The organism is Streptococcus fryi (genome assembly GCF_053206505.1).
The window spans coordinates 1-25,512 of record NZ_JBRUGW010000020.1 but is presented as its reverse complement, the minus strand read 5'-3'; the positions used below and the strand labels follow the sequence as shown (position 1 = coordinate 25,512).

30 protein-coding genes and 1 pseudogene are annotated in these 25,512 nt (G+C 40.3%); 29 read left to right on the top strand and 2 right to left on the bottom strand.

The window, feature by feature from the left end; translation table 11 throughout:
• The 3 genes from ACVRZH_RS06515 to ACVRZH_RS06505 all read left to right on the top strand — a co-directional run bounded on the left by ACVRZH_RS06515 (position 1) and on the right by ACVRZH_RS06505 (position 2,664).
• Positions 1-552, top strand: a complete 552-nt coding sequence (locus tag ACVRZH_RS06515) for a hypothetical protein (RefSeq protein ID WP_447454493.1) — start codon at positions 1-3, stop codon at positions 550-552.
• 58 nt (positions 553-610) lie between these two features.
• On the top strand, positions 611-2,281 hold the full coding sequence (locus tag ACVRZH_RS06510) for an N-6 DNA methylase family protein (protein WP_447454492.1): 1,671 nt from the start codon (positions 611-613) through the stop codon (positions 2,279-2,281).
• A gap of 176 nt (positions 2,282-2,457) precedes the next feature.
• Entirely contained in the window at positions 2,458-2,664 is a 207-nt protein-coding gene (locus tag ACVRZH_RS06505; RefSeq protein ID WP_447454491.1) for a hypothetical protein, read from the top strand.
• A 725-nt stretch (positions 2,665-3,389) separates the two neighbouring features.
• Here the strand turns inward: ACVRZH_RS06505 and ACVRZH_RS06500 are convergent.
• Both ACVRZH_RS06500 and relB read right to left on the bottom strand, forming a co-directional pair.
• On the bottom strand, positions 3,390-3,635 hold the full coding sequence (locus ACVRZH_RS06500) for an Nmad4 family putative nucleotide modification protein (RefSeq protein WP_447454490.1): 246 nt from the start codon (positions 3,633-3,635) through the stop codon (positions 3,390-3,392).
• A 117-nt stretch (positions 3,636-3,752) separates the two neighbouring features.
• Positions 3,753-4,160 carry a type II toxin-antitoxin system RelB family anti-toxin gene (gene relB / locus ACVRZH_RS06495; protein ID WP_447454489.1) on the bottom strand — a complete coding sequence of 136 codons (408 nt, stop codon included), beginning with the start codon at positions 4,158-4,160 and terminating at the stop codon, positions 3,753-3,755.
• 155 nt (positions 4,161-4,315) lie between these two features.
• Here relB and ACVRZH_RS06490 point away from each other — a divergent pair, with 155 nt between their 5' ends.
• The 26 genes and pseudogenes from ACVRZH_RS06490 to ltrA all read left to right on the top strand — a co-directional run.
• A complete protein-coding gene (locus ACVRZH_RS06490) occupies positions 4,316-6,463 on the top strand; it encodes a phage/plasmid primase, P4 family (RefSeq protein WP_447454488.1) in 2,148 nt (715 codons plus the stop codon).
• A gap of 67 nt (positions 6,464-6,530) precedes the next feature.
• Positions 6,531-6,749 (top strand): hypothetical protein, encoded by a 219-nt coding sequence (locus ACVRZH_RS06485; protein ID WP_447454487.1) that lies wholly within the window; start codon positions 6,531-6,533, stop codon positions 6,747-6,749.
• An 11-nt stretch (positions 6,750-6,760) separates the two neighbouring features.
• Positions 6,761-6,991 (top strand): hypothetical protein, encoded by a 231-nt coding sequence (locus ACVRZH_RS06480; RefSeq protein WP_447454486.1) that lies wholly within the window; start codon positions 6,761-6,763, stop codon positions 6,989-6,991.
• A 4-nt stretch (positions 6,992-6,995) separates the two neighbouring features.
• Positions 6,996-7,889, top strand: coding sequence for a phage major capsid protein (locus ACVRZH_RS06475; protein ID WP_447454485.1), 894 nt, complete (start codon positions 6,996-6,998; stop codon positions 7,887-7,889).
• A gap of 200 nt (positions 7,890-8,089) precedes the next feature.
• Positions 8,090-8,197 carry a putative holin-like toxin gene (locus ACVRZH_RS06470; protein WP_447454484.1) on the top strand — a complete coding sequence of 36 codons (108 nt, stop codon included), beginning with the start codon at positions 8,090-8,092 and terminating at the stop codon, positions 8,195-8,197.
• A 416-nt stretch (positions 8,198-8,613) separates the two neighbouring features.
• On the top strand, positions 8,614-9,855 hold the full coding sequence (locus tag ACVRZH_RS06465; protein ID WP_447454483.1) for a recombinase family protein: 1,242 nt from the start codon (positions 8,614-8,616) through the stop codon (positions 9,853-9,855).
• Positions 9,758-11,110 (top strand): recombinase family protein, encoded by a 1,353-nt coding sequence (locus ACVRZH_RS06460; RefSeq protein ID WP_447454505.1) that lies wholly within the window; start codon positions 9,758-9,760, stop codon positions 11,108-11,110. Before ACVRZH_RS06465 ends, ACVRZH_RS06460 begins: the two co-directional genes overlap by 98 nt.
• Positions 11,111-11,236: 126 nt before the next feature.
• Complete coding sequence (locus ACVRZH_RS06455; RefSeq protein WP_447454482.1) at positions 11,237-11,560, top strand: hypothetical protein; 324 nt, start codon at positions 11,237-11,239, stop codon at positions 11,558-11,560.
• Positions 11,561-11,690: 130 nt separating this feature from the next.
• Positions 11,691-12,071 carry a helix-turn-helix domain-containing protein gene (locus ACVRZH_RS06450; protein ID WP_447454481.1) on the top strand — a complete coding sequence of 127 codons (381 nt, stop codon included), beginning with the start codon at positions 11,691-11,693 and terminating at the stop codon, positions 12,069-12,071.
• A complete protein-coding gene (locus ACVRZH_RS06445) occupies positions 12,055-12,588 on the top strand; it encodes an ImmA/IrrE family metallo-endopeptidase (RefSeq protein WP_447454480.1) in 534 nt (177 codons plus the stop codon). Before ACVRZH_RS06450 ends, ACVRZH_RS06445 begins: the two co-directional genes overlap by 17 nt.
• A gap of 109 nt (positions 12,589-12,697) precedes the next feature.
• Entirely contained in the window at positions 12,698-13,363 is a 666-nt protein-coding gene (locus ACVRZH_RS06440) for a DUF4417 domain-containing protein (RefSeq protein ID WP_447454479.1), read from the top strand.
• Entirely contained in the window at positions 13,363-13,695 is a 333-nt protein-coding gene (locus ACVRZH_RS06435) for a hypothetical protein (RefSeq protein WP_447454478.1), read from the top strand. The genes ACVRZH_RS06440 and ACVRZH_RS06435 overlap by 1 nt, the downstream gene beginning before the upstream one ends.
• 320 nt (positions 13,696-14,015) lie before the next feature.
• Entirely contained in the window at positions 14,016-14,189 is a 174-nt protein-coding gene (locus ACVRZH_RS06430) for a hypothetical protein (protein WP_447454477.1), read from the top strand.
• The gene (locus ACVRZH_RS06425) at positions 14,186-15,010 is read left to right on the top strand and encodes a replication initiator protein A (RefSeq protein ID WP_447454476.1); all 825 of its coding nucleotides are present in this window, start codon (positions 14,186-14,188) and stop codon (positions 15,008-15,010) included. Before ACVRZH_RS06430 ends, ACVRZH_RS06425 begins: the two co-directional genes overlap by 4 nt.
• Before the next feature lie 157 nt (positions 15,011-15,167).
• Complete coding sequence (gene dcm / locus ACVRZH_RS06420) at positions 15,168-16,523, top strand: DNA (cytosine-5-)-methyltransferase (protein ID WP_447454475.1); 1,356 nt, start codon at positions 15,168-15,170, stop codon at positions 16,521-16,523.
• Complete coding sequence (locus ACVRZH_RS06415) at positions 16,507-16,935, top strand: hypothetical protein (protein ID WP_447454474.1); 429 nt, start codon at positions 16,507-16,509, stop codon at positions 16,933-16,935. The genes dcm and ACVRZH_RS06415 overlap by 17 nt, the downstream gene beginning before the upstream one ends.
• Positions 16,936-16,944: 9 nt before the next feature.
• Positions 16,945-17,328 carry a hypothetical protein gene (locus tag ACVRZH_RS06410; RefSeq protein ID WP_447454473.1) on the top strand — a complete coding sequence of 128 codons (384 nt, stop codon included), beginning with the start codon at positions 16,945-16,947 and terminating at the stop codon, positions 17,326-17,328.
• Between the two features lie 9 nt (positions 17,329-17,337).
• Positions 17,338-17,571, top strand: coding sequence for a transcriptional regulator (locus tag ACVRZH_RS06405; protein WP_111693176.1), 234 nt, complete (start codon positions 17,338-17,340; stop codon positions 17,569-17,571).
• A 2-nt stretch (positions 17,572-17,573) separates the two neighbouring features.
• Positions 17,574-18,155: a CPBP family intramembrane glutamic endopeptidase gene (locus tag ACVRZH_RS06400; protein ID WP_447454472.1), complete on the top strand. Its 582-nt coding sequence runs from the start codon at positions 17,574-17,576 to the stop codon at positions 18,153-18,155.
• A 76-nt stretch (positions 18,156-18,231) separates the two neighbouring features.
• Positions 18,232-18,720 carry a hypothetical protein gene (locus tag ACVRZH_RS06395; RefSeq protein ID WP_447454471.1) on the top strand — a complete coding sequence of 163 codons (489 nt, stop codon included), beginning with the start codon at positions 18,232-18,234 and terminating at the stop codon, positions 18,718-18,720.
• Positions 18,720-20,540, top strand: coding sequence for a VirD4-like conjugal transfer protein, CD1115 family (locus ACVRZH_RS06390; RefSeq protein ID WP_447454470.1), 1,821 nt, complete (start codon positions 18,720-18,722; stop codon positions 20,538-20,540). The genes ACVRZH_RS06395 and ACVRZH_RS06390 overlap by 1 nt, the downstream gene beginning before the upstream one ends.
• Before the next feature lie 17 nt (positions 20,541-20,557).
• On the top strand, positions 20,558-20,800 hold the full coding sequence (locus ACVRZH_RS06385) for a hypothetical protein (protein WP_001072180.1): 243 nt from the start codon (positions 20,558-20,560) through the stop codon (positions 20,798-20,800).
• Between the two features lie 16 nt (positions 20,801-20,816).
• Positions 20,817-21,671, top strand: a complete 855-nt coding sequence (locus tag ACVRZH_RS06380) for a VirB6/TrbL-like conjugal transfer protein, CD1112 family (protein WP_447454469.1) — start codon at positions 20,817-20,819, stop codon at positions 21,669-21,671.
• 62 nt (positions 21,672-21,733) lie between these two features.
• A complete protein-coding gene (locus ACVRZH_RS06375) occupies positions 21,734-22,087 on the top strand; it encodes a PrgI family protein (RefSeq protein ID WP_447454468.1) in 354 nt (117 codons plus the stop codon).
• Positions 22,044-23,507: pseudogene (locus ACVRZH_RS06370) on the top strand (VirB4-like conjugal transfer ATPase, CD1110 family); the annotation flags it as partial. The gene ACVRZH_RS06375 and the pseudogene ACVRZH_RS06370, both read left to right, overlap by 44 nt.
• 552 nt (positions 23,508-24,059) lie before the next feature.
• Positions 24,060-25,512: group II intron reverse transcriptase/maturase (ltrA, locus tag ACVRZH_RS06365; RefSeq protein WP_447454467.1), on the top strand; the 1,453-nt coding region annotated here is incomplete at its 3' end.

The following is a 25,512-nucleotide window of genomic DNA, read 5'->3' as shown; positions in this document are numbered from 1 at the left end:
ATGAACATTCAAGAATTTAAAGAGGGAATCTTTTCTTTACGTACAAGACGTTTTGGAACTGTAGCGGAGTATATGATTAAGGCGTTAGTCAGTGTAGAAATGTCAGGTACTTTGGCATATGATTTAACTGATTCTGATATGAATCGTATTGAAGTAAAGTTTTCAACTGTGATGAAGAAGAGTAAGTCCACAATTACTGAGCAGAATGTTATCCAACAAATTCTTGATTCAACAGTGGAACATAGAATGATGGATAGTCATGATATCTATACTTCAAAATTTGATTGTAACATTCAACAGGTAAAGACTGCCGAATTTGATGTTCTCTATTATGGCTTATTCTTCCAAGATAGAATTGCAATATTTAAGGTGGATAGTCAGGACGTATTTTCATTGCCTAATTATTCAAATAAACAGCACCGTGGGAATGAAGGTGAGGGTCAGTTTCATTTAAATGATAAAACAATCCAGTATCACCTTGATAATCAGTTATATCGATGGGTTAGTTATGAAGAACTTTATAAGTTGTTTATAGCATTAGGTAATAGCTAAAAATGACTTGATAATAAGTTTAACTTGAGGTAATATACAGACGATTGAAAGGAGGCAAATGGAAAATATAATTTCAGATGCGACACGACGAAATTGGGGTAAACTATCAGTAAATATAGATGATAAATTAAAGAGTCGTGCTAATAAACAAAAGTCATTAAAAAAAATAATACCAGTTGAGTACCTACAAGATACTGATAAGATTAATCTCATTGAAAAAATAAGTGAAACATATACAGGTGCTGTAACTGAGGCTATCTACAGCATTGCGGTGAGTTTACTACAAATAGAGGGAATATATGAGAGGCAATCAGTTCAAGAGATATTATTAGCTTTTCAAAGAGAAAATAATATTGACTTAATACCAATTGACGAAACAATTCCTAGATTCAATAACAAAGATGATTTTCTTGGGGCATTATACCAAAGTTTTTTAACTGAGGGAGATAAAAATAAGAATGGTTCTTATTATACACCAAGACAAATTGTAAATGATATGTTGTACGAATTTGATTTAACGGAGGAAACAACTTTTCTCGATCCTTGCTGTGGAAGTGGTGCATTTTTGATGGGAGTACGCACAAATAATCCTTCAAATTTATTTGGTATTGAAAAGGATCCAATTGCAGCCTTCATCGCAAAAGTGAATCTTATTCTTTCTTATAAAGATATTAACTTTAAACCTCAAATTCTATGTGGAGATTTTTTACAAGATGAGGTATTCTTTAGTTCACATGATAGCTTTGATTTCATTGCAACTAATCCACCATGGGGGAATAAGACAAAAATAGTTTCCAATTTGATTGATTCAAAAGAATCTTTTGTACACTTTTTTGTAAAATCATATAAACTATTGAAAGAAGGCGGTAGAGTCAATTTTTTGTTTCCAGAATCAATTCTTAATGTTAAGTCACACAAAGTTATTCGTGAGTTTATAATATCTAATCATGATTTGCATGAGATACACCAATATAGCTCTTCATTTACTGGAGTTGTAACAAATTTTATTAGTATGAATTTCATCAAGGGAGTTAAATCTAATACAGTTACAATTCGTAATAAAAACGAAGAGTTCAATGTTGAGTACACTGCATTTAATCATACAGAGAATAAGGTTTTTTCATTATTGAAACCACAGGAAGAACAAATTGTGGAAAAGGTATTAAGTAGATCAGCTTATTCACTATCAAGTAGTCAATGGGCACTAGGAATAGTTACAGGAAACAATAAAGAAAAGTTAAAGTCTAGTGACGGTCCAAATTTAGAGAAGATATATACTGGAAAGGAAATAGATAAATTTAAACTAAAAGAAGCTAAGAATTACATCTATTACGATAGAGATTCTTTCCAACAAGTAGCTAAAGATGAAATATATAGAGCTAAAGAAAAATTAGTTTATAAGTTTGTATCAAATAAACTGATATTTGCATACGATGATTCCTCTAGTCTATTCTTGAATAGTGCTAATATCTTGATACCAAACATTCCTGGTATGTCTACTAAATCAGTATTAGCTTTTTTAAACTCAAGTTTGTACCAATTTTTGTATGAAAAACTTTTTGGTGAATTAAAGGTTCTTAAAGGAAATCTATCTGAGTTACCTTTCCCAAAAATTGATTCTAAAACCAATTATGAGTTAACTAAATTGGTTGATGAGATTATCTACGAAGGAAAAAACAATCAGAAAGAGATTGATGAAATAGTCTATAGATTATTTGAATTGGATTGAGAAATAATAGCTGGCTGATAAAAATATAACAAAAAAGGGCAACAGCCCTTTTTACTTTACTCTGACAACGTTTCAACTCTACTAATCCTGACCACTTGTTTGTTTAACAGCCTAGCTAGTTTGCTAAACTGGATGTCGTCCGCATCGTCCATGGCATCGTAGATGGCTTTTGCTTTTTGGAAGTCCACAAAGCTACAATCATATACCAAGGTCTCCTTGTCATCAATCGCATGAAAGACTTGGAAATTACCACCGCTGAATACCTCCTAGTAGTGGTAGGCAAAGTTGACAAAGCGACCGAACTCTACGGTGTCGTTAGGCTGGAGGACAAGGTAAGTGTCATGGTAGATTTTTCTGATTTTATCAAAAGTATTCATGGTTAGTACCCTTTTTCTTTTTCTTGTAGTTTACAATAATAGTTGATAGCTATCCAGTCATAAGGGGTATAAGTAGTGAAGAAGATTTCAAAAAGCTTTTGAAGTGTGATTGCTTTTGGGAGTGAAGGATATGAGGGTCGATTGCCAAACTTTTCTAAGGGTAGGGGGACTTAAATCTCCAAGGTGAAAGTCATGAAAGACCGACGCCCTCTCGTGTGTGTGTTTTCGCATAATTGGGGGATGGGTACATCTTTTTACCCAAATATCGCCCACAATCCTTGCTATAATAGGCTTTTTAGGGAGGGTATGTTTCGTAACTTTGTTTGAAAAAAGGGCTTAAAACGGCTGAAAAGTTTACATAAATAGCTGAATTTATGTAAATTAAGGTAATTTTACTTAACCTTTGAACGAAAAGGGTGATGTCGTGTAGTTTTTCAGTCACGGTGTAGTTTGATGTAGCGTCCTAGAAAAAACTACATTGCCTTAAATCCTTGGTATGACTGTCTTTAAGCCACATCTGTGTAGAAAATGTAGTATTTTTCAATTCTCTAAAGAAAAAATAATAGAAATGAATATAGGAGCGTGAGTAAAAAATAAAAGGGAGTATAAAAAATGGCTAAAAACTACACGACAGCCCTCAAACCCTTGATATGACTGGGTTTTACCCATGTAGTTTTTTATGTGCTTTTTACACACAACAGAAAAAAGGCTCCTCATGAGCCTGTGGGTGCTTAGTCAGTCAATTGGTCAAATGCCCATTTGAGGGCATGGCCTTGGTCGACAAAACTAACTTCTGAAGTTCTTACTTTGGCATAGTGGCGAAGGTAGTTTTGGGAGCTTGGTAATTTGTCCTCAGTCTTATAAAAGTCTATCTGAAATGCTCTGCCATTATAGTAAGCAACCAACAACCAATCCTTGAAAGGGATAAGGCTGTCCGTTGCTCCGTAGAAAGCATAAAGTTCTTCAAGAGTTCTCATGTGGTTTCCTCCTCATCTTTAGTTGCTTACAGTTTACCTCTAAATGGACTGAATAGCCAGTCGCAAGACAAGGTATTTGATACCAAAATAAGCCGTCTGCGTGACGGCTTTTGGTCTCTATAACTTGACGATAACCTTTTGAGTTGGGCTTTTGATAGCTGTACCGTCACGTTCGCAGCGTTTCAGCTGCTGAAACATAATGGCATTAACGGCATCTTTACCGTCATTATCCAACTGCAAGTAGGCAAGAAGTGTCTCGCTAAACTCTTCCTCGAGTTCTGATAGGGCTAAGGCTTCTAAGTCACTCTCAGTTGGTTGGTGAGGTGGTGTTGGGTCATTGCTATTGCCCATGATATAGTTCATATTGGTTTTTAGGACATCTTCCATATAAACGAGCATCTCAAAGCTAGGTGCTCGTTTTTGATTTTCCCAGAGGGTAATGGTTGCCTGTGTTGTTCCAATCGCTTCAGCGAGTTCTGTTTGGGTTAATCCCATTTTTTTACGTAATTCTTTGACTCTATTCATGCTTTTCTCCTTTGATATAGTTCTATAATATTACGTTCGTGTTAAAAAGTCAAGTTTTTACCAAAATTCGTCATATTTTCGCTTGTATTTATAACACATATATGTTATTATTTTTAAAAAAACACGATAGTAATAAAATATAGAAAGGAATTAACATGAAAGACCTTAAATCTCAAACGATTTGGCACAACTGGAAACTGGTCGAGAAAGACGGTCGCAAGAACAAGATGCCTATCTATCGTAAGCCCATGACTTATGAGCAGGCTCTTGCCAAAGCAAGGTTCTATGATGGTGTGGGCTTTGTCGTGCCAGCTGGCTATTTCTTCCTTGACATCGACCATAGGACGCTTGAGGACGAGGTGGTTATAGATTTGTTGGCAAGACTTGATACCTACGCTGAACACTCCCAGTCAGGCAATGGTGTTCATCTTTACGGCAAGGTCAATGAAGCCTTTCTTCCTATCGAAGGAGATAAGCTCTCATCTCGTTACTACACCAAGAACCCACATAACAAGATGGAACTCTACTTCGGTAGCCTGACCAAGCGGTTCTGTGTCTTCACTGGGGATACTATCTCAGATATGCCAGTGACAGATGTGACAGAGAGTGTCCTGTCTGTTTTGGATGATTACATGTCTCGGCACAAAGCAGAGCCGACAGAAGAGGTTGACACCTTTGACCTTATTTGTCAGATGAGAAAGGCTAAGAACGGTGAGAAGTTCAAAAAACTCTTTGACCAAGGTGACTACTCAGATTTCGGCAGCCAGTCAGAAGCTGACCTGTCCTTGTGTTCTATGATGGTTTTCTGGACTGGGGATAATCCCCCACTGCTTGACCAACTCTTTCGTGAGTCAGCTCTTTACCGTGAGAAGTGGGAGCGAGACGATTATCGAGAAGAGACTCTCCGAAAAGCCATTCAATCCTGTCAGGGTAACTTCTATGGAGATTTGAGTCAGCGAGTGGATTTTATTGACTTCAATGGCAAGAAGTGTGTGATTAACTGTCCCAAACTAGCCAATCATATCAGGCAAAACTTGGACTACATCTTTGTTAGGGACACGGCAAAGAACGGAGTCCTCAAGTATGTCTATCAAGACGGTGTTTACCAGCTCTATGCCGATGACATGTTCAAGGGACTAATCAAGTCCTACATCATAGAATCAGATGAAAGGCTCCTCAAGATGTCTGTGGTTGATGAGGTCTTTAAGCAACTGACGACAGACTTGACCTTTGTCCCCCAACATAGGCTAGACGGTGATGAGCATCTTATCAATTTCAAGAATGGTCTGCTCAATCTTGAGACCATGATACTCCACCCCCATTCCAGCAAGGTCTATTCAACCGTTCAGCTCAACTGTGATTGGCAGGAAGTTCCTAAACCCACTCCAGTCTTTGATAGCTTTATGGCGAATCTGACCAATGGCGATGAAGAAATCAAGGAACTTCTCTTGCAGTTCATGGGCGTGTGTCTGTCTAATATCAAGGGTTGGCGGATGAAGAAGGCACTCTTTCTCTATGGCGAAGGTAATACGGGGAAATCGCAACTCAAGAGTCTGGTTGAGCGGATTTTAGGCAAAGGTAACTACCTCGGCATTGACCTTAGAGAGATAGAAGCACGGTTTGGGACTGGCAACATCTACGGCAAGCGACTGATTGGCTCATCTGACATGTCCTTTCTGACCATTGATGAACTCAAGACTTTCAAGAAATGTACTGGCGGTGATTCCCTCTTTGCGGAGTTCAAGGGACAGAATGGCTTTGAGTTTACCTACAATGGTCTGCTTTGGTTTTGTATGAACCAGCTGCCGAGATTTGGTGGGGACGACGGGCAATGGGTCTATGACCGTATTCTTCAAGTCCATTGTCCTAATGTGATTGCTAAGGACAAGCAAGATAAGTTTCTGCTGGATAAACTCTACCAAGAGCGTAACGGCATTGTCCAACAAGCCATCAAGGCACTAAAAACGGTGGTGGATAAGGGCTATCAATTTACCGAACCAAGTCGCTTGATTGAGGAGCGGACCAACTACCGCATTGCCAACAACTCGGTCTTGTCCTTCTTTACCGAGTGCATGGAAGAACATACCGATAATGATAATCCCACAGTTACTCAAGTCTATCGGACCTATGTGCGTTGGTGTCAGGAGAATAACAATAATTTCTCAAAGACGAAGAAGGATTTCCAAGCTATTTTGTCTAAGCATTTAGGCGTTAGTTACCAAGACATGGTCAAACGTGTTGGTAAGGGCATTATTTTTAAGGCTTACTGCTTGGTCGAAGAAGGGGAGGACTTTTTAGGATGAACTTTTTATCAAACAAACCACCACCTCGTGTGGGCAACAATACAGTCAAATGTAAAGGAGAATAAGAATGTTAAACCAAGGAATGAATATGAGGCCTGGTCTATCTGCCAAGGACTTTAGCTTTGGGAAGTGGGACGGCTATGCCTATAAGATGAAAAATCGGCAACCTGTGGTGCTCTTGATTCACAAGAACCCCGTTCCCTATCCCTACATGATATTGAGCCGAGATGGTGAGTTACATTTCAAAACCTATCGGGAGGCTGTCAACTATTTTCGTACGATGTAAGGGGAGTGGCTATGACTTTCTTTCAAAAACTCTTTAGACGACCAAAACTGGATGCGGAATTGTTCAGTTATGACGACTGGGAGGGGCATGACTTTTTCATCAGGGACAAGCGACCCGTTGTGTTCTACATTCACAGACAGCCCATTACCTTTCTCTACATGATTAAATCCCAAGACTATGAGCGACACTTCAAAACCTATCGCAGTGCTCGCCAGTATTTTTCAAAACTTAAAGGAGACTAAACTTATGAACCATTACACGACAAGCAAGGAATACAACTACGGTATTCGTAACTATTTCAGAAACAATCGCAATGATGAGATTAACGCCTACCTGAACGAGGGTAAAATGCCCGCTCATCACTACTATCAATTCCCTAGCCAAGCCTTTGAGCAGTTGAAGGCTCACAACCTCTTTCGTCGTATCGGAACGGTCCACCAACGCTTGGGTAGACATACCAATATTTTCATGGTCAAACCCCACCAAGCAGGCGTCGAAACCATGGCGGTGGGAGAGGACATTCCTGCCAAGGAAGTCAAGGAGTCACAACTGGGCATTAGCGACCATAAGCTCACCACTCTCTTTTTGGTAAACAAAGACACAGTTCTAGATAAACAGTTCAACGTGGACGCTTATATCTCGGGAGAAATGGCACGAGAGTTTGGTCGTAAGGAAGAACAGCTCTGCCTTTTGGGAACAGGAGAAGGCGAGCCAACAGGCTTGTTAACACGGGCTGAAGTTGGCAGTCAAGAGGACACCCTAACCCTTGAAGGGGTTGAAGCCTTGTACCTGTCTCTATCGCCAGAGTACCGACAAGTTGGTACGTGGATTATGAATGAGGAAACCAAACTCAAACTCCATAAGCTAGTGGATAAGAACAACCAGCCGATTCTCCCTTACGGGGCAACAGAGTTGTTTGGACACCCTATTGAAATTAGCCCTTTTATGCCAACAACAGGTAAGGTCATTGCCTTTGGGGATATGCGTAAATTTTGGCTTATTGAACGTCACCTTTTGTCCGTTCGAGCCCTGCATGAGTTGTATGCTCATCAGTCACAAATTGGGTATCTGTGTATGGAGCGATTAGATAGCAACCTCACGCATACCGATGCGGTTAAGGTGCTTGAAATTGAAGCCTAAACGAGAATAAGCAGATAGGTGGTCTATCTGCTTATTGCTTTTATGGTATAATAGTAGGGTAGAAAAGTGTCCCTAAAGGGATGTGATGTTGTAGACCACTAAAGTGGCAACAACCTCGCAAAGACGGTAGCTCCACCCCCTGAAAGAGAGGTGATGCCTATGGGCAATTCATCAAAATCTGACGGAAAGGAGGAGCACTTTTGACTGCGTATGAAGTTGTGCAAACTATCTTTGGTTTTGGTACCTTTACCATTGCTTTGATTGGCTTGTGCTGTAAAATCTTCAAAGTCGAAGACAAAAAGAAATAGCCGTCAATACTTTGGAACAGTAACGGCTATTCTTTAATAGTTATTACGAGCCACCGTCTTAAACGGTTCTACGTAGGAGTTGGTTTGCAGACCAGCTCCTTTTTCTATGTTCATTATAACATACTGGCAATTATTTTCAAGTTATAACTCACGACGTGGTTAGAGAACTACGCTTTTTGTCTTTTCTGCGGAATTTTTCTTCACAAACTTACTTAGTAAGGTGGAGGGAAATTTCTCAAAAACCGGAAAATTTTCACTCAAACTTACCTAGATATATAGGGAAAAAGTTTTTCTTTAGTTTGGACTAAATGGCACTTTCGGTCCCCTAGTAGGTAGAGGGAGAGAGTGGCTGATAACTTGACTTATCTTCTCTTTAGAGTGATATATAGTGTGCTATAACATAGGAAGGAGACCAAATGGCAGTAAGGTTAATTAAGGCAAAAAGTGAACAGAAAAAGCAACGAGTCTGTGCCTACGTCAGGGTATCAACGACTAACAGCAGTCAGCTGGATTCCCTTGAAAACCAGAAGGCGTATTTTGAAAATTTCTACACCAATCGAGAGGATGTTGATTTTCTCGGTGTCTATTACGACAAGGGTATTTCAGGGGCAAAGGAGAAGCGACCGAGTTTTCAAGCCATGCTTGAGGCTTGTCGAAAGGGTCAGATAGACCTGATACACACCAAGTCCATTTCACGTTTTGCGAGGAATACCATGACGGTTCTCGAAGTTAGTCGTGAGTTGAAAGTCTTGGGTGTGGGTATCTACTTTGAAGAACAGAACATCAATACCCTATCCAATGAAGGAGAGGTCATGCTTTCGGTTTTGGCGAGTTTAGCTGAAGAAGAACTGGAGAGTATGAGTACCAACCAACGTTGGGCGTTTCAGAAGAAGTTTCAACGTGGGGAGATGGTCGTCAACACCAAGCGTTTTATGGGTTATGATGTGGACGACAAGGGAGAGTTGGTTATCAATGAAGCAGAAGCACAGATTGTGAGACGGATTTTCCATCTTTACCTTGATGGCATGGGTATGCACCGCATTGCAAAGCTCTTAAACGAAGAAGGTGTTCCTACAGTCTCAAATGCGAGATGGCATGATATGACAGTGGGGCATATGTTACGAAACGAGAAGCATAAAGGTGCAGCACTCTTACAAAAGACCTATCTTCATGGGGTTAATGGTAAAAGACGGTTGAATCAAGGCGAAGTAGCCCAGTACTTGATTGAAGATAACCATGAGCCTATTGTTTCAAAAGAAGTGTGGCAGGCTGTTCAAGATAAACTTGACAGCAACACTTGGAAACAGGGACCGAATAAGCACTACCGTTTTACGAGCATGCTGAGGTGTCAGTATTGTGGGTCAACTCTCAAGCGACAGGTGTCTTACAAGAAACAGATAGTCTGGTGTTGCTCAAAGTACATCAAAGAAGGCAAGGCTTCCTGCCAAGGCATGCGTGTGCCAGAGAAAGCTATTGAAGAGTGGAAACTTAAGACCCCTGTAACAGTGATAGAAAGGAACGAATATGGGCAAAAACATTACAGTTATTCCAGCCAAGAAGGTGCAGCTGACGGTCACCCATCAGCAAGCAAGCAAAATAAGAGTGGCAGCCTATTGTCGGGTGTCCACCGACCAAGACGAACAGCTATCAAGCTATGAGAACCAAGTCAGGTATTACCGAGATTACATCTTAAAGCATGAGGATTATGAGCTTGTAGATATCTATGCGGATGAAGGCATTTCAGCAACCAATACTAAAAAACGTGATGCTTTTAACCGACTGATACAGGATTGTAGGGATGGTAAGGTGGATAGAATTTTGGTTAAATCTATATCTCGATTTGCTAGAAACACCTTGGATTGTATCAAGTATGTCCGAGAGCTTAAGGAGCTTGGGATTGGTGTTACCTTTGAAAAAGAGAATATCGATAGTCTAGATTCCAAAGGAGAAGTACTTTTAACTATTTTATCTTCACTTGCCCAAGACGAATCACGCTCCATTTCAGAGAACTCTACATGGGGAATTCGAAAGAAATTTGAACGTGGCATTGTTCAAGTCAATACGACCAAGTTCATGGGCTACGACAAGGATGAGAACGGTAGGTTGATCATTAATCCAGTACAAGCTGAGGTTGTTAAATACATCTATAGCCAGTTTTTAAAAGGTTACAGTCCAGAAAGCATTGCCAAGGAACTCAATACAAAAGATATCAAGGGTTGGTCAGGAAAAGCCAATTGGTATCCAAGTGCTATTCAGAAAATGCTTCAAAATGAAAAGTACAAGGGTGATGCCTTACTCCAGAAGACCTATACTGTTGATTTCTTGACCAAGAAACGGATTCAAAATGATGGACAGGTTAACCAATACTATGTGGAAGATAGCCATGAGGGCATCATTGATGAGGAAACCTGGGAGACTGTTCAATTAGAAATCGGCAGGCGTAAAACCTACCGAGAAGATCATCAGCTCAAGTCCTATATCATGCAGAGTGAGGACAACCCTTTTACTTCCAAGGTGTACTGTAAAGCCTGTGGTTCTGCCTTTGGTCGAAAGAATTGGACAACCAGTCGAGGTAAACGTAAGGTCTGGCAATGTAACAACCGCTATCGCATTAAGGGAGTGGAAGGGTGTAACAGTAGACATTTGGATGAGGCGACACTTGAGCAGATTTTCATAAAGGCATTAGAGCTATTAAGCGAGAATATTGATTTGCTTGATGGCAAGTGGGAGAAAATCTTGGCAGAGAATAGTCTGCTTGATAAGCACTACAGTATGGCATTGAGTGACCTGCTTAGGCAGGCGCAGATAGACTTCAACCCTTCAGACATGTGCCGAGTGCTAGACCATATCTCGATAGGACTTGAAGGTGAAATCACTGTTCGCTTCCTGGAAGGCACTGAAGTAGATTTATAAAGTAGACGAAAGGCTGTGACGACAGTGGGAAACCATAGTGGTTACAGCCTTTTCTGCGTTTTTGTGGTATAATTTATGATGAAAAAGTCAATTGTATCAAACTGCTCAATGAGAAAAGGAAGATATATGAGAACTCATTTAACTGTACCACAAATCAAAGATTACATCATTGATACTATTATTATCAAGTCAAAACTTATATTACGAAAGAGTGATTTAGATGAATTATTGCAAAAATCAAATCTGAGTTTTGCAAGTGGTTTATTAAAAAGTGACTCTAGAACAATTGGTTTTAGACCCGAGGAACTCCAAGAACTAATCAATGAGATAAGAAGAAATATTGGAGATGTTGACCACCGGGATGGTCTGGCTATAACAAATTTTATTGCAGATAATGAACGGATTTCTAAAGACTTTGAGGTAATATGCAAAAATAATAAGAAACTGTAGCGGAGTGAGTTGCAGTTTTTTCATTCCACAATCATTAACCTAAAAGGTTAAAAAAATTTTGGTTATGATTGACAAAGAATTGGGATTGGTTTATAATGTTTGTGTAAAATGAATTAAAAGGAGAAAACTAATGGCTACGGAGTTTGGAAAGTATCTAAGAAAACTTAGAATAGATGAAGGTGAAGTACTAAAGAGGATGGCCGAAAAATTAGGAGTTAGCTCAGCTTTCTTATCAGCTGTTGAAAATGGTAAAAAGAAAATCCCAAAAGATTGGGATGAGAAATTAAGTAATCTATACCAGTTTACAGAGGAACAAAGAAGTCAATTGAAACAGGCACAACAATTAAGTCAAAACCTGATAGAAATTGATTTAGAACCATTAAATCAATTACAAAAGGATGCTGCATTTGCCTTTGCAAGAAGCATAGAACGATTTGACACGCAAGATTTAGGTCGAATTACTGCACTCTTAAATAAGACAACGGAGGATTTGAATGACAATAAGTTGTAGAGTTTCGCCTTGTTCTCGCAAGGATATACGGAAATACAGTCGACATTTTCGAGAACAGCTTAATCTTGGTAATGCGTTAGAATTTCCAATAGTAGAGGTTTTAGAAGGTCTTTCTGAAGCTGGATATTTTGACATTGAAATTGTACCAGTAGACACTATGCCGAATAGTTATGGTGAAACCTTATATCATCAAAAGCTAATAAGGATTCGTGAAGATATATATGATAAGGCATGTGAGGGAGACGGATTTTCACGTTCTACTATTGCTCATGAACTATTTCATTTTTTTAAACATCGTAATGAAGAAATCGTATTTTGTCGTACAGTTGAAGAACTTGAAAGCAGGAAAACTTATGAGGATCCAGAATGGCAAGCAAATTGCTTCGCAGGAGAGTTACTTGTTCCAATAAAGCTTGTTAAAGAGATGTCCATTGAGGAAGTAGTAGAAAAATGTAGAGTCTCGCATCAGATGGCTACATATCAATTAAATAAGTATGAAATTGATGGTTGGGTATAAAAAAAGCCTCTGAGTGGGGACTCAAGGGCGAGGGGCGACGGGTAATCGCAATTGATACAACATTAGTTTACCATAGTCGCCATTGAAAATCAATAAAAATGGAGGACTTATGTCAAAAATTCAAAGTAACCGAGGTGGTTGCAAAGATGTGTTTAATGCATTTCTAGTGGAGAATGCAGAATATGCTGGAGATTATGAAATTCCAGTCATTTCTTCTTATGAGGGAGAACTTCCAATTAGTATGGTTCCTTTTTCAAAACGTAGACAATGTTCTAGCAATAATTGGATATGTTTTTATGAAGATGATGTTAATTTTGAAGGGATATGGAAGAGCCCTAAGCAACACTTAGAAACTTTAAAGTCATATGATGGAGTTATTTTACCGGATTTTAGTATATATCGTGATATGCCACTGGCAATGCAAATCTGGAATATTTACCGCAGCCGTGCTATTGGAACTTGGTTACAAGAAAATGAAATTTCTGTGATTCCAAATATTCGCTGGGGAGATGAGAGAACTTACGACATCGCTTGTGATGGATTAAGCAAACACAGTGTAATTGCGGTTGGTTCACATGGTCTCATGAAAGATACTGCCGAACGTCAATCTTTTATTAAGGGATTAGACTATATTATTAATCGGTTAGAGCCCCATACTATTCTTGTATATGGAGCAATTCCTAATGAAGTTTTCCAATATCCACGTTTTTTAGGAATAGAGATAGTTCAGTATCCTAGCTATACTTCGCTAATATTTCAAGGAGGTATTGCATAATGGGTGGTGGAATTTATGGAAAATTCGGAAAGACCAGGGGTAGTCAGGAAATTGTGCTCCCAGTTAATGATATTATTCTAACTAGTGTTTCTGTTACTCCACTTGGAGGCGGGAGTGGGCATAGTGTTGATGAACAAATAGCATTTGTTAAGTTGAATGAAGATTATAAAACTCTAAACAAAGGTACTGTAGGTGAAGTTATTACTTTTGATGAAAATTTATCAAAGGTAATGTTTTACAACAAGAACAGGGAGCCTTTTACAATAGAGGTCGTACCGAGTTACCTTCTAAAAGTTATATCGCTAACTGAGTTTGAAGCTTTCTTTGTTTAGTTCAATAGTGTAATTTCAATTTTCTTTAATCTCTTTCGTTTTATAGTATAGGAACTGACTATCATCACACGTCGAGTGCGTAGTGTTGCTACAACGAGGCAAAGGGTAAAAATCCTTTATTTTAAGCACTTTTTCAAGCATTTTGTCTTTATTGAAAAGAGTGATTTTGACATAAAAAAGGTGCAAAAAAAGTACATTGATGTGAACGTCTGTTTGGATGTCGACTGCGTAGATAAAAAATAGATACGTCAGTAGTAAATTAACTAAACGAGAACATTTTAATAAGTGTTCTCGCTTTTTTTATTCTCAGGAGGAAAATCATGCAAAAGAATGAACAGTCATCACGACAAATTGTGATGTGTCATCTCATGGCTATCATGAGAATTGACATCGAGAAAGCAAGGCGGATTGTTGTTGAAATGGAAGAGTTTGGCTTGATCCAGTTTGATGACATGGGGAATGTTGGTCTATTGGTATTGGAGGGACAATCATGAAACGTATTACTGCCAATCATTATCAAACGTCAGAACGTTACTATAAGCTCCCAAAACTCTTGTTTGAGAGTGAGCGCTACAAGGACATGAAACTTGAGGTTAAAGTAGCTTATGCTGTTTTAAAAGACCGTTTGGAGTTATCTTTGAGTAGAGGATGGATTGATGAAGATGGGGCTATCTATTTGGTTTATTCTAACTCCAAACTCATGGCACTTCTAGGGTGCTCCAAGTCTAAGTTGCTAGCTATTAAGAAAACATTACGTGATTATGGCTTGATTGATGAAGTCCAACAATCCTCTAGAGAAAAAGGACGAATGGCCAATAAGATTTATTTGGGAGAGTTGGAACATGAACCTACCCCAGCCTCAAATTCAGACGGGGGTAGTGTCCAAAAAACACTAGGGAGGTATCAAAATCAGCCGGGGCCGGTCTTAAATTCAGCCACTAGTGAGACTGAAGTTAGTGAGACTGATATGAGTGAAACTAAAGACAGTGAGTCAGTCATTGAGGACGAGGAGGAGAAAGAAAGTCTAACAAGTAAGAAAAGTGACGATGACAATTTTAAACGTAAAGTAGACCGAGTCACAAGATACGACAAAGATTATATTTGGGGCTTGGTACATGACCAGTTGAGACAAGTTGGTCTTTCACAGGCTGCTAGTGATTATGCCATGATTTATTTTGATCATCGTTATCAGTACGCTTTAGAGAATATGAGGTTTGCTGATAGGGTAGAAAGGATAGCGGAATACGTCTTTAATGGTGTTTTATCCGAATGGACCAAGGGACAACGCTTAAAAGAATTAAAAGGGGGTGAGTAAGGTGTTTTGGTGGATATTATTAGGTATTTGGGGATTAGGAATGATTTGGTTCATTTTTGAACTTATCACTGCCTCAGAAATGGAAGATCATTGTTAAACAAGGACGTTACGCAAGAAGTAAGGTCCTTTTTAGTTTTGTCAGAAAGGAATGAGAGACATGAAATTTTTAGATTTGTTTGCAGGAATTGGAGGCTTTCGACTGGGGTTAACCCGTCAGGGCCATGAGTGTATTGGCTTTTGTGAGATTGATAAGTTTGCGAGAAAATCTTACAAGACTATCTATGACGCCGAAGGAGAAATAGAATTTCATGATATTAGACAAGTCACAGACCAAGACTTTAGACAACTTAGAGGGCAAGTGGACATCATCTGTGGGGGATTCCCTTGCCAGGCATTTTCACTCGCAGGCAGACGATTGGGATTTGAGGATACTCGAGGTACTCTGTTCTTCGAGATTGCTCGAGCGGCCAAACAGATCCAACCACGTTTTTTATTCCTCGAAAATGTCAAAGGCTTACTCAGTCACGACAAGGGCAGGACGTTTAGAACAATCCTCACCACATTGGATGAGTTGGGGTATGATGTTGAATGGCAGGTGCTTAACAGTAAAGATTTCCAAGTGCCGCAAAACCGTGAAAGAATTTTTATTATCGGACATTCTAGAAGATACCGTCCCCGATTCCTATTTCCTCTCAGAGGAGAAAACAGCTCAGCTGGTCTTGAACGAGTAGGTAATGTCAATCCGTCAGGCAAAGGGATGAATGGAGAAGTCTATTTATCACGTGGGATAGCACCAACCTTAACCAGAGGAAAAGGTGAGGGAACTAAAATTGCCATTCCAGTTTTAACCCCTGATAGGCTAGAAAAACGCCAACATGGGAGACGCTTTAAAGGGAACGATGATTCGATGTTTACTTTAACTAGCCAAGATCGGCATGGTGTAGTTGTCGCAGGAACTTTACCAACTTCTTTTATCCAAACTGGACGAGTCTATGACCTTTCAGGGCTTTCTCCAACGTTGACAACCATGCAAGGAGGGGATAAAGTTCCTAAGATTCTTTGCCGTGAAGAAGCGCCGCATTTGAAAATTAGGGAAGCGACCAAACTAGGCTATGCCAAGGCAATAGTGGGAGATTCTGTCAACCTTGCTTACCCAGAGTCTACCAAACGTAGAGGTCGAGTGGGAAAGGGGATTTCAAATACCTTGACCACTTCTGACAATATGGGAGTGGTTGTTGCGGCTTTGGAGTACCGTAAGGACAAGTGGTATGAAGTGACAGGAATAATCCTAGATGGAAAACTGTATCGTTTGAGAATCAGACGCCTAACCCCAAGAGAGTGTTTTAGGTTACAAGGATTTCCTGACTGGGCTTTTGAGAGGGCAGAAAGTGTTTCAAGTAAAAGTCAGTTGTATAAACAAGTAGGCAATAGCGTGACCGTCACTGTTATCGAGGCCATTGTTAGAGAATTTAGAAAGATTGAAGAGGAAGAAGGACATGAAATTATTACATAGTAAAAGTATTAGGAACTGTACGGAGCTAGAAGAAGCCATACATCAAGCAGAAGTAGAGAGATTTTCGGAAATGATTGCTTCTTTAACCAATTATGATTGTGACATTGATGTCACTTTTGAAGATGACTACCACAAAGAAATGAATTATCCGTTAGCTTATGAGTCCAACTTACATCGTATTTTTGAATTTATTGAAACCCAAGACATCAAAAATGGTGTTGATACTTATCTAACGGAGGAGAACAATCTCGCCTTTAGGGCATATGGGCAAGGCTATTCTTGGAATGATAAGAATGATGTCGTCACCACATTAATAACAGTGAAGTGCTTTGGTGAAGGCAGGTCACCTATTGATATGAGTAAGGTGTTTACCCCACCAACTCAAGCATTAGAGAAGGAGCTATCTGTGTAGGAGGAAGTGATGTTAGAAATCTATTTAAGTCGAAATAACAGTCGGAATCAGAAACTCCTATCTTTTTGTGACTCGCATGGTATTTCCTACTCCTGTAAAGAAGTAAGTAATCTGTCACGTGAAGACTTATTGGGCTTGTTTACCAAAAGCAGTGATTGTTTTACGCTCTTATCCCCCTCGCTACAACGATTTAAAGGTCATAGAGAGATGAAATTGAGTGAGTTAGTGACGTTAGTTCTACGGAAACCTAACCAGAATCTTCGTCTCCCACTTGTGGTTTGTGAGGATAACGTGTATCCCGATATGAGTTTAGAAGAAGCGAGAACCTTTCTTCCGAGAAGTCAAAAAGTGGTTTCCTTTCGTGAACATCTTTTTAAGGACATGACGACATAAGGAGGAGCTATGAACGAACGCTTTTGGGAAAATTTAGAAAGTCTTGTTTTGGAGAAGGGTATGACATGGGCTGACCTTGCTCGACAGATGTTTAAGGGACAATATGTCTACCCTAGTGAGTTTAACCGTCTCTACCAAACCTTTCGTCACTACAAATCTCATCGTCTCATGCCACAAGGCAAATGGGTGGAGAAAATAGTGACTGTCTTAGAGATTGACTATGAAGATTTGTTTAGGAGATAGTGATGAAACGACTATTAGTGATGTACGGAGCCATTCATGTCAATGTACACCTAGTGAGTTTGTACCTGGTTGGTTGGCTAAATGGGGCATGGTTACCTGTTTTACAAGTGACATTTCTAGCCCTGCTATTGTGGAGCTGGAAAAGGTACCAGATACCTAAAAGAAACCTATCCTTTAAGGAGAGAGGACTTTGGTTACTTGGTAGTCTAGGTGTCATGGTAAGTATTGCTCTTATTATGAGTGCTCTATTTTCAAGAAGTGAGGCAAATCAAGAAACATTAGTGACTGTTCAAAATCAGATTCCTGTTCTCTCCTTTATTTTCTTTCTTCTTAATGCCAGTGTTGTGGAAGAAGTCTTTTATAGAGAGGTGTTGTGGGGAATCTTGTCTCAACCAATGAGTCAAGTTGTGTTAACGAGTTCCCTTTTTGCTTTAGCTCATCACCCATCCAGTCTATTCACTTGGGTGCTTTATGGGAGTTTAGGTCTCACACTTGGTGTGGTGAGAGGGCAAACAGACTGCTTGACGTCCACACTTATTCACCTGTCTTGGAACGGAATTGTCTTTTTCCTATCTTTATTGTGATACCAAAATCAAGGGTGCTTTCGTATCATGAAAGCACCCTATTGTTTTGATGGGGAATCACATAAAGGAGGAAATGATGTCATCCGAACAACAGGAACGCCAAGCGATTCAATATGCGGAACGGAGTGCTATGTTTACGGTAAAGGTCTTTATAAAACTCTTAGAGTGGTCAGCTAGACACGCCCTAGCACAAGACTCGGCTTATAAAGTTGGGGTTCAAAAGTTAGAAGAACTCCTTCAAAGTCCTTATGCCATTGAGTCGCTGAATATCTCAAAAGACATCTTGGATAAACCCGTTGATGTCGAAAAATTTAAGGAATTGGTGGAATCAGAAAACCTTCCTATTGCCATTAGTTGGCAAGGAGATTACCTTCATTTCTATGCTAAGGATAAGTCGCTCTTAGACAAGCACTTAGATGAGTTGCTTCAGAAGTTGGTTTCCAATCCAGAAAAACTGAAAGGGCTAACTATGGATAAAACCCTTGATGAGGAAATCGCACAAGCCAAGGAACAGATTGTGATGTCAGAACCCTCTGCTGTGAAAACAAAGGAGGTCATTCTCTAATGGTCTCAGGGAAAAAAGTTTTTATCTTTGGTATTTTAGGGCTTGCTCTTGGCTATTTCTGCCATCGACTAGTCTTGCTTTACGATAGTCTTCCTAATCAACCGCCCTTGGAACGCCTTGCCTATCTCTTAGGCGAAGGACAGAATCAGGTCTTAAATCCCTTGTGGAATGGCAACTTTACAGGTAAATCAGTTTTGGGCTTTTGTTTTGGATTTGTGACGATGGGCCTAGTCTATCTTTATGTCTCAACTGGTCAAAAGGTTTACCGAGAGGGGGCTGAGTATGGCTCTGCCCGTTTTGGAAACAATCGTGAGCGTAAAGCCTTTCTCAGTAAGAATCCCTTTAATGACACCATTTTGTCACGAAACGTTAGGCTAACCCTGTTAGAAAAGAAAGCTCCCCAGTTTGATCGAAATAAGAACCTTGTGGTCATTGGTGGGTCAGGGTCAGGGAAGACCTTTCGCTTTGTCAAACCCAATCTGATTCAGCTTAACTGTTCCAATATTGTCGTTGACCCTAAGGATCACTTAGCTGAAAAGACAGGGAAGCTCTTTTTAGAAAATGGCTATCAGGTCAAGGTCTTAGACCTCGTAAACATGACAAACTCAGATGGCTTTAATCCTTTTCGTTATGTGGAAACGGAGAATGATTTGAACCGTATGCTTACGGTCTATTTCAATAATACCAAAGGCAATGGCAGTCGCAGTGATCCCTTTTGGGATGAGGCGTCCATGACCTTAGTCAGAGCCATTTCCTCTTACTTGGTGGATTTTTACAATCCTCCAGGTAGCACCAAGGAAGAAGCAGACAGTCGTCGTAAGCGAGGGCGTTACCCCTCTTTTTCTGAAATTGGAAAACTCATCAAGCTCTTATCCAAAGGAGAAAATCAAGATAAGAGTGTCTTGGAAGTGATGTTTGAGACCTATGCCAAAACATATGGGACAGAAAACTTCACCATGCGTAACTGGGCAGACTTCCAAAACTACAAGGATAAGACCTTAGATTCGGTGATTGCAGTAACGACTGCTAAGTTTGCCCTCTTTAACATCCAATCTGTCATTGACTTAACGAAACGTGATACCTTGGACTTAAAGACATGGGGGATGCAGAAAACCATGGTTTATCTCGTTATTCCAGATAATGACACCACCTTTCGATTTCTTTCAGCCCTCTTTTTCTCCACGGTCTTTTCAACCTTAACCAGACAAGCTGATTTGGACTTTAAGGGACAACTGCCTATCCATGTCAGAAGTTACCTAGATGAGTTTGCGAATTGTGGTGAAATTCCAGACTTTGCCGAACAAACCTCAACGGTTCGTTCACGAAACATGAGTCTCGTACCCATTCTTCAAAACATTGCCCAACTTCAAGGGCTCTATAAGGAGAAGGAGGCTTGGAAAACCATTCTAGGAAACTGTGATAGCTTGCTTTATCTTGGAGGCAATGATGAAGAGACCTTCAAGTTCATGAGTGGTCTCTTAGGCAAACAAACCATTGATGTGAGAAGTACCAGTCGGTCGTATGGCCAAACAGGGTCTGGGTCAACGTCTCATCAGAAAATCGCAAGGGATCTCATGACCCCTGATGAAGTTGGAAACATGAAACGTGATGAGTGCTTGGTGATAATAGCAGGGGTTCCTGTTTTTAAGGAGAAAAAGTTCTTCCCCTTGAAACACAAGAACTGGCAATACCTGGCGGATAAGGAGTCAGACGAACGTTGGTGGCATTACCACATTGACCCCCTCAAAACAGAGGAAGTTCCGTTTGAACCATCAGGCCATAAGGTCAGAGATTTAAGTACAGAAAACACACTACACTAATAGAAAAGAGGAATCGTATGAACCAAAAATTAACAGGCTTTGTTTATGGCGTGGACGCTAGTTCCATGTTTGCCCAAGCCATGGCGCTCTTACAAAAAGGAATGGTTGCGACAGGCGCCTTTCTTGTCGTCATGGGCATTATTAACCTATCAACCAATATCAAAGATGGTGGACCTGGTGTCCGCAATGCCATCTTAGAAATTGTGGGTGGTGTTATGGTAGGTGCCGCCGGTGCCTTCATCACCCAAATTACCATTTAGGAGGGCTAAGTATGACATGAACAACACATTACCTTCAGCTTTTGTCTTTCTAGCGTCAGAGAAAATTTCGAGCGATAGCCTTTTTGAAGGCTTTAACGTGGACTTAGAATCGACGGCCAACTTGGTCAAATCCCTTGCGGATTATAACCCAACCGTGTGGTCATATATGTCAGCTATCACAAAAGGAGTGATGCAGCCCTTGGGAGTGGCTATCTTAGCAGTCGTTTTAGTCCTTGAGTTTTCTAAGATGGCTAAGAAAATCGCCAACTCAGGTGGTGCCATGACCTTTGAAGCTATTGCCCCTATGATTATCTCTTATATCATGGTGGCAGTAGTGATTACAAACACCACTGTTATTGTAGAAGCCATTTTAGCCGTTGCTTCTCACATCATTGAAGGCGTAGCTGGTGTCGTTTCTCATGAGGGAACGACTTATGAGACCATTTCAGGACTTAAAGGGTCAGGTATTATTGGAAAACTGATTGTTGGCTTTTTTGCCATTCTGATATGGTTGGTGCGATTAGTGAGTGTGATGGTGGTGAATCTCCTCATTACCATTCGCTTTATCCAACTCTATCTCATGATTCCTTTTGCACCTTTAACGATTCCGACCTTCCTCAGCGATGATTGGAGAAGTGTTGGGATTGGCTACCTGAAAAATATCATGGTCTATGCTCTCCAAGGGGTCTTGATTTTCTTAATCATCTCCCTTGTTCCCCTCTTTGAATCAGCTGGGAAATTGGCTCTCTCAAATGGGGCGGGAGTGATGGAGACGCTAGCGACTGCTTTTGGTGGTTTAGTTCAGGCTATTTTATTGGTCATTGCCTTGGTGGGCAGTCAACGGACTGCCAGAAGTATCCTAGGCATGTAAGGAGGATTGGGAAGGACGTTCCTCCCAATCTTTTTTTCATATTCATCTTAGATTGGAGTCTTATGAATACACGTGTTTTTAAGGACATCACAAAAGTCCAACATAGGGCTTGGCTAGGCTTTACCACACGACAAGTTATCTTTGTCTTGCCAGCCATTGCCATTACCATCCTGATTTTAGGGTTAAACCTCATTTATTGGCAATTTGGGGATTGGTTTGTCTATGGTCTTATCTTTACCTTTACCATTCCCCTCATGTTATTTGGGGTTTATCGCCCTAATGACTTACCATTTGAAACGTATCTTAATTATAGATGGCATTACGAAATGACCATACCAGACCGTACACTAACTGGACAGAAAGGAATACAACGTGAAAAAAACAAATCGCTCAATGAAACCAAAGACCTCTTCTAAACACAAGAAGACACGTAAACCAAAAGAAGAGGTGCTGCCAACAACTGTTAATACGCTTCTTTACCAAGGCCTTTTTCCTAATGGTCTCATGCAAGTCACCCCAGATTATTTTTCCCAGTCCTATCTTTTAGGGGATGTCAACTACCAGACGGTGGGACTTGAAGATAAGGGAGCGATTATGGAAACCTATTCAGACTTGATTAACAGTTTGGATGACAAGACCAATTTCCAACTCACTATTTTTAACCAAAGGGTCAACTTGGATAAATTTAGAAAGGGTGTCTTGTATCCTTTTCATGAGGATGGGTATGATACCTATCGTGAAGAACTCAATCGTATCATGGAGAATAACTTAGAAGCTGGAGAAAATAACTTTTCAGCTGTTAAATTCATCTCTTTTGGGAAATCAGACCAAAATCCGAAACTCGCTTATCGCTCCCTGTCTCAGATTGGAGAATACTTCAAGAGTGGTTTTTCTGAAATAGATGCGAACTTTACCCTCCTCAGTGGAGAAAGCCGTGTGAATCACTTGGCTGATATGTTGCGTGGGGAAAATCATTTGCCCTTTACTTATCAAGACCTGGTGCGTTCAGGACAAACAACCAAGCACTTTATTGCCCCAACCAGTTTATCTTTCAAACATAAGAATTATGTAGAGATTGACGATAGACTGCTTCAGATTGTCTATGTTCGTGACTATGGGATGGAGTTGGGGGATAAGTTCTTACGAGAACTCATGCAGTCAGATTTGGAAGTGATGATTAGCCTACATGCTAAAGGCTCTACCAAGTCTGAAACCATGACCAAGCTGCGAACCAAGAAGACCTTGATGGAATCACAAAAGATTGGGGAACAACAAAAGATGGCTCGGACTGGAATCTATTTGGAGAAGGTCGGCCATGTTCTTGAAAACAACATCGATGAAGCAGAAGCTCTTCTTCAAACCATGACCCAAACAGGAGATAAACTGTTTGACACCGTATTACTGATTGGTGTGCTGGCAGATACTGAAGACCAACTCAAACAATCTCTTGATATTATCAAGCAAGTGGCGGGGTCTAATGATATGATCATTGACAACTTGACCTATATGCAAGAAGCTGCTTTTAATAGTCTCTTGCCATTTGGAAAAAACTATCTTGAAGGTGTTTCTCGGTCTCTATTGACTTCAAACATTGCCGTGAATGCACCTTGGACTTCCGTAGATATTCAGGACAAGGGTGGGAAATTTTATGGCATCAACCAAATTTCAAGTAACATTATTACTATTGACCGTGGTAAACTCAATACCCCATCAGGATTGATTCTAGGAACTTCAGGTGCAGGTAAGGGGATGGCGACTAAGCATGAAATCATCTCAACCAAGTTAAAAGAAGCAGAGACTGATACCGAAATCATCATCGTTGATCCCGAAAATGAGGTGCGACAAGAAGTCGTGTTATAAATTGCTGGTTTAGCTACTCTATCCATTTGGAGTAATCCTACCACAGCCTGCTTGACTGGTAACGGTCATGTTGGGAAGCCTATGGGACAATATGGAAAGTCTGATAGCCTAAAAATCGGATGGACTGTTAGGATAAGGATACTATGGTGAACAGATGTGAATCATCGTAAGAGTCGTTACAGGGACTAAGTGAAATAAGGCTGACACACTTACACCAAAAGGTACGGAGGAGGTCATTGGGGCTTTCGTAACCTGATGACAAATGGACATATTCTTCCCGGCTCAAAGATGGCACCTAAGGTATTCACAATTATTTATAACACGGAACTTGGTAAGCCCTATGTATTCCTTCTAGTAAAGAAGGTATTGAACTCGTAAGAGGAATAGATGATACAGAGGGTAGAGGAAAGGATAAAAAGCGAATGCTCCAGCTGTAACGGTAGGAGATAGGGGTTCAAACTTTGCCCTGACCTGAAAGGGTGCAGACTTATCCTATGGTATTTCATGACAAGAAATGGAGGTAAACCTATGAATGATAAATATTCAACGACAGCACCAGCTGAGAAGTTATCACACAAACAACTGCTTGCGAAACAATGGAAAAGCATTGATTGGAAGAGAGCAGAACAAGAAGTGAATAGGCTACAAATCAGGATTGTCAAGGCTACTCAAGCCAAACACACTAACACAGTGAAAAGACTTCAATATTTACTAACCCATTCGTTCTATGCCAAGGCACTTGCCGTTCGTCGAGTAACGACTAACAAAGGCAAGAAAACAGCTGGTATAGATGGTGAACTATGGACGACACCTGCTCAAAAGATGGAAGCTCTCCTGTCTCTAACGGATAAAGGCTACAAAGCCAGTCCGTTAAGACGGGTTTACATCGACAAAAAGAGGAAAAAGAAGAAACGTCCATTAGGGATTCCGACCATGTACGATAGAGCTATGCAGGCACTCTATGCTTTAGCACTAGAACCTATCGCAGAGACAACCGCAGATACCAAATCATTCGGCTTCCGAAAAGGAAGAAGCTGTCAAGACGCTTGTGAATATATCTTTACAGCGCTATCACGAAAAGCTTCTCCTGAATGGATTTTAGAAGGCGATATCAAAGGGTGTTTTGACACTATCAGTCATGACTGGCTCTTGGAGAACATTCCGATGGATAAATCTATCTTGAAGCAATTCCTTAAAGCAGGTTTTGTGTTCAAGGGGGAGTTATTCCCAACGGAAGACGGCACACCACAAGGTGGTATCATTTCGCCTATCCTTGCCAATATGGCACTAGATGGGTTACAACAGGTCTTATCAGATAGATTCCACACCAATCGTTTAGGGAAAGTCGACCTTCGATTCAAGAATAGTCATAAGGTCAATCTTGTCCGTTATGCGGATGATTTTATCGTCACAGCTGCGACACAAGAAATTGCTTTAGAGGCTAAAGAATTGATTAGAGAGTTCCTGCTTGGACGAGGTTTAGAGCTGTCAGAGGAAAAGACATTGGTAACTCATATCAACGATGGTTTCGACCTACTTGGTTGGAATTTTCGGAAGTACAAGGGGAAATTGATTGTCAAACCTTCTAAGAATTCTATTCAAACAGTTATTGGTAAATTCTCAGAAACCATTCTCAAGCGAGGAAAAGCATGGGAACAAGAAGTCTTAATCATGAAACTGAATCAACAGATACGAGGATGGACAAACTACCACCAATCCGTTTGTGCTAGTGAAGCCTTCTCCTATCTGGACTATCAGTTATACGAATTATTGTGGCGATGGGCGAAACGTCGTCATCCAAAGAAAGGTCAGTGGTGGATTTCGACCAAGTATTGGCATAGAAGAGGCAATCGCAGTTGGGTATTCGCTTCAGGCGATAAAGAACTCATTCGAGTTGACCATACTGCTATCGTCAGACACACAAAGGTCAGAGAAAACGCCAATCCTTACTTGGATACAGACTATTTTGCTCAACGAACCT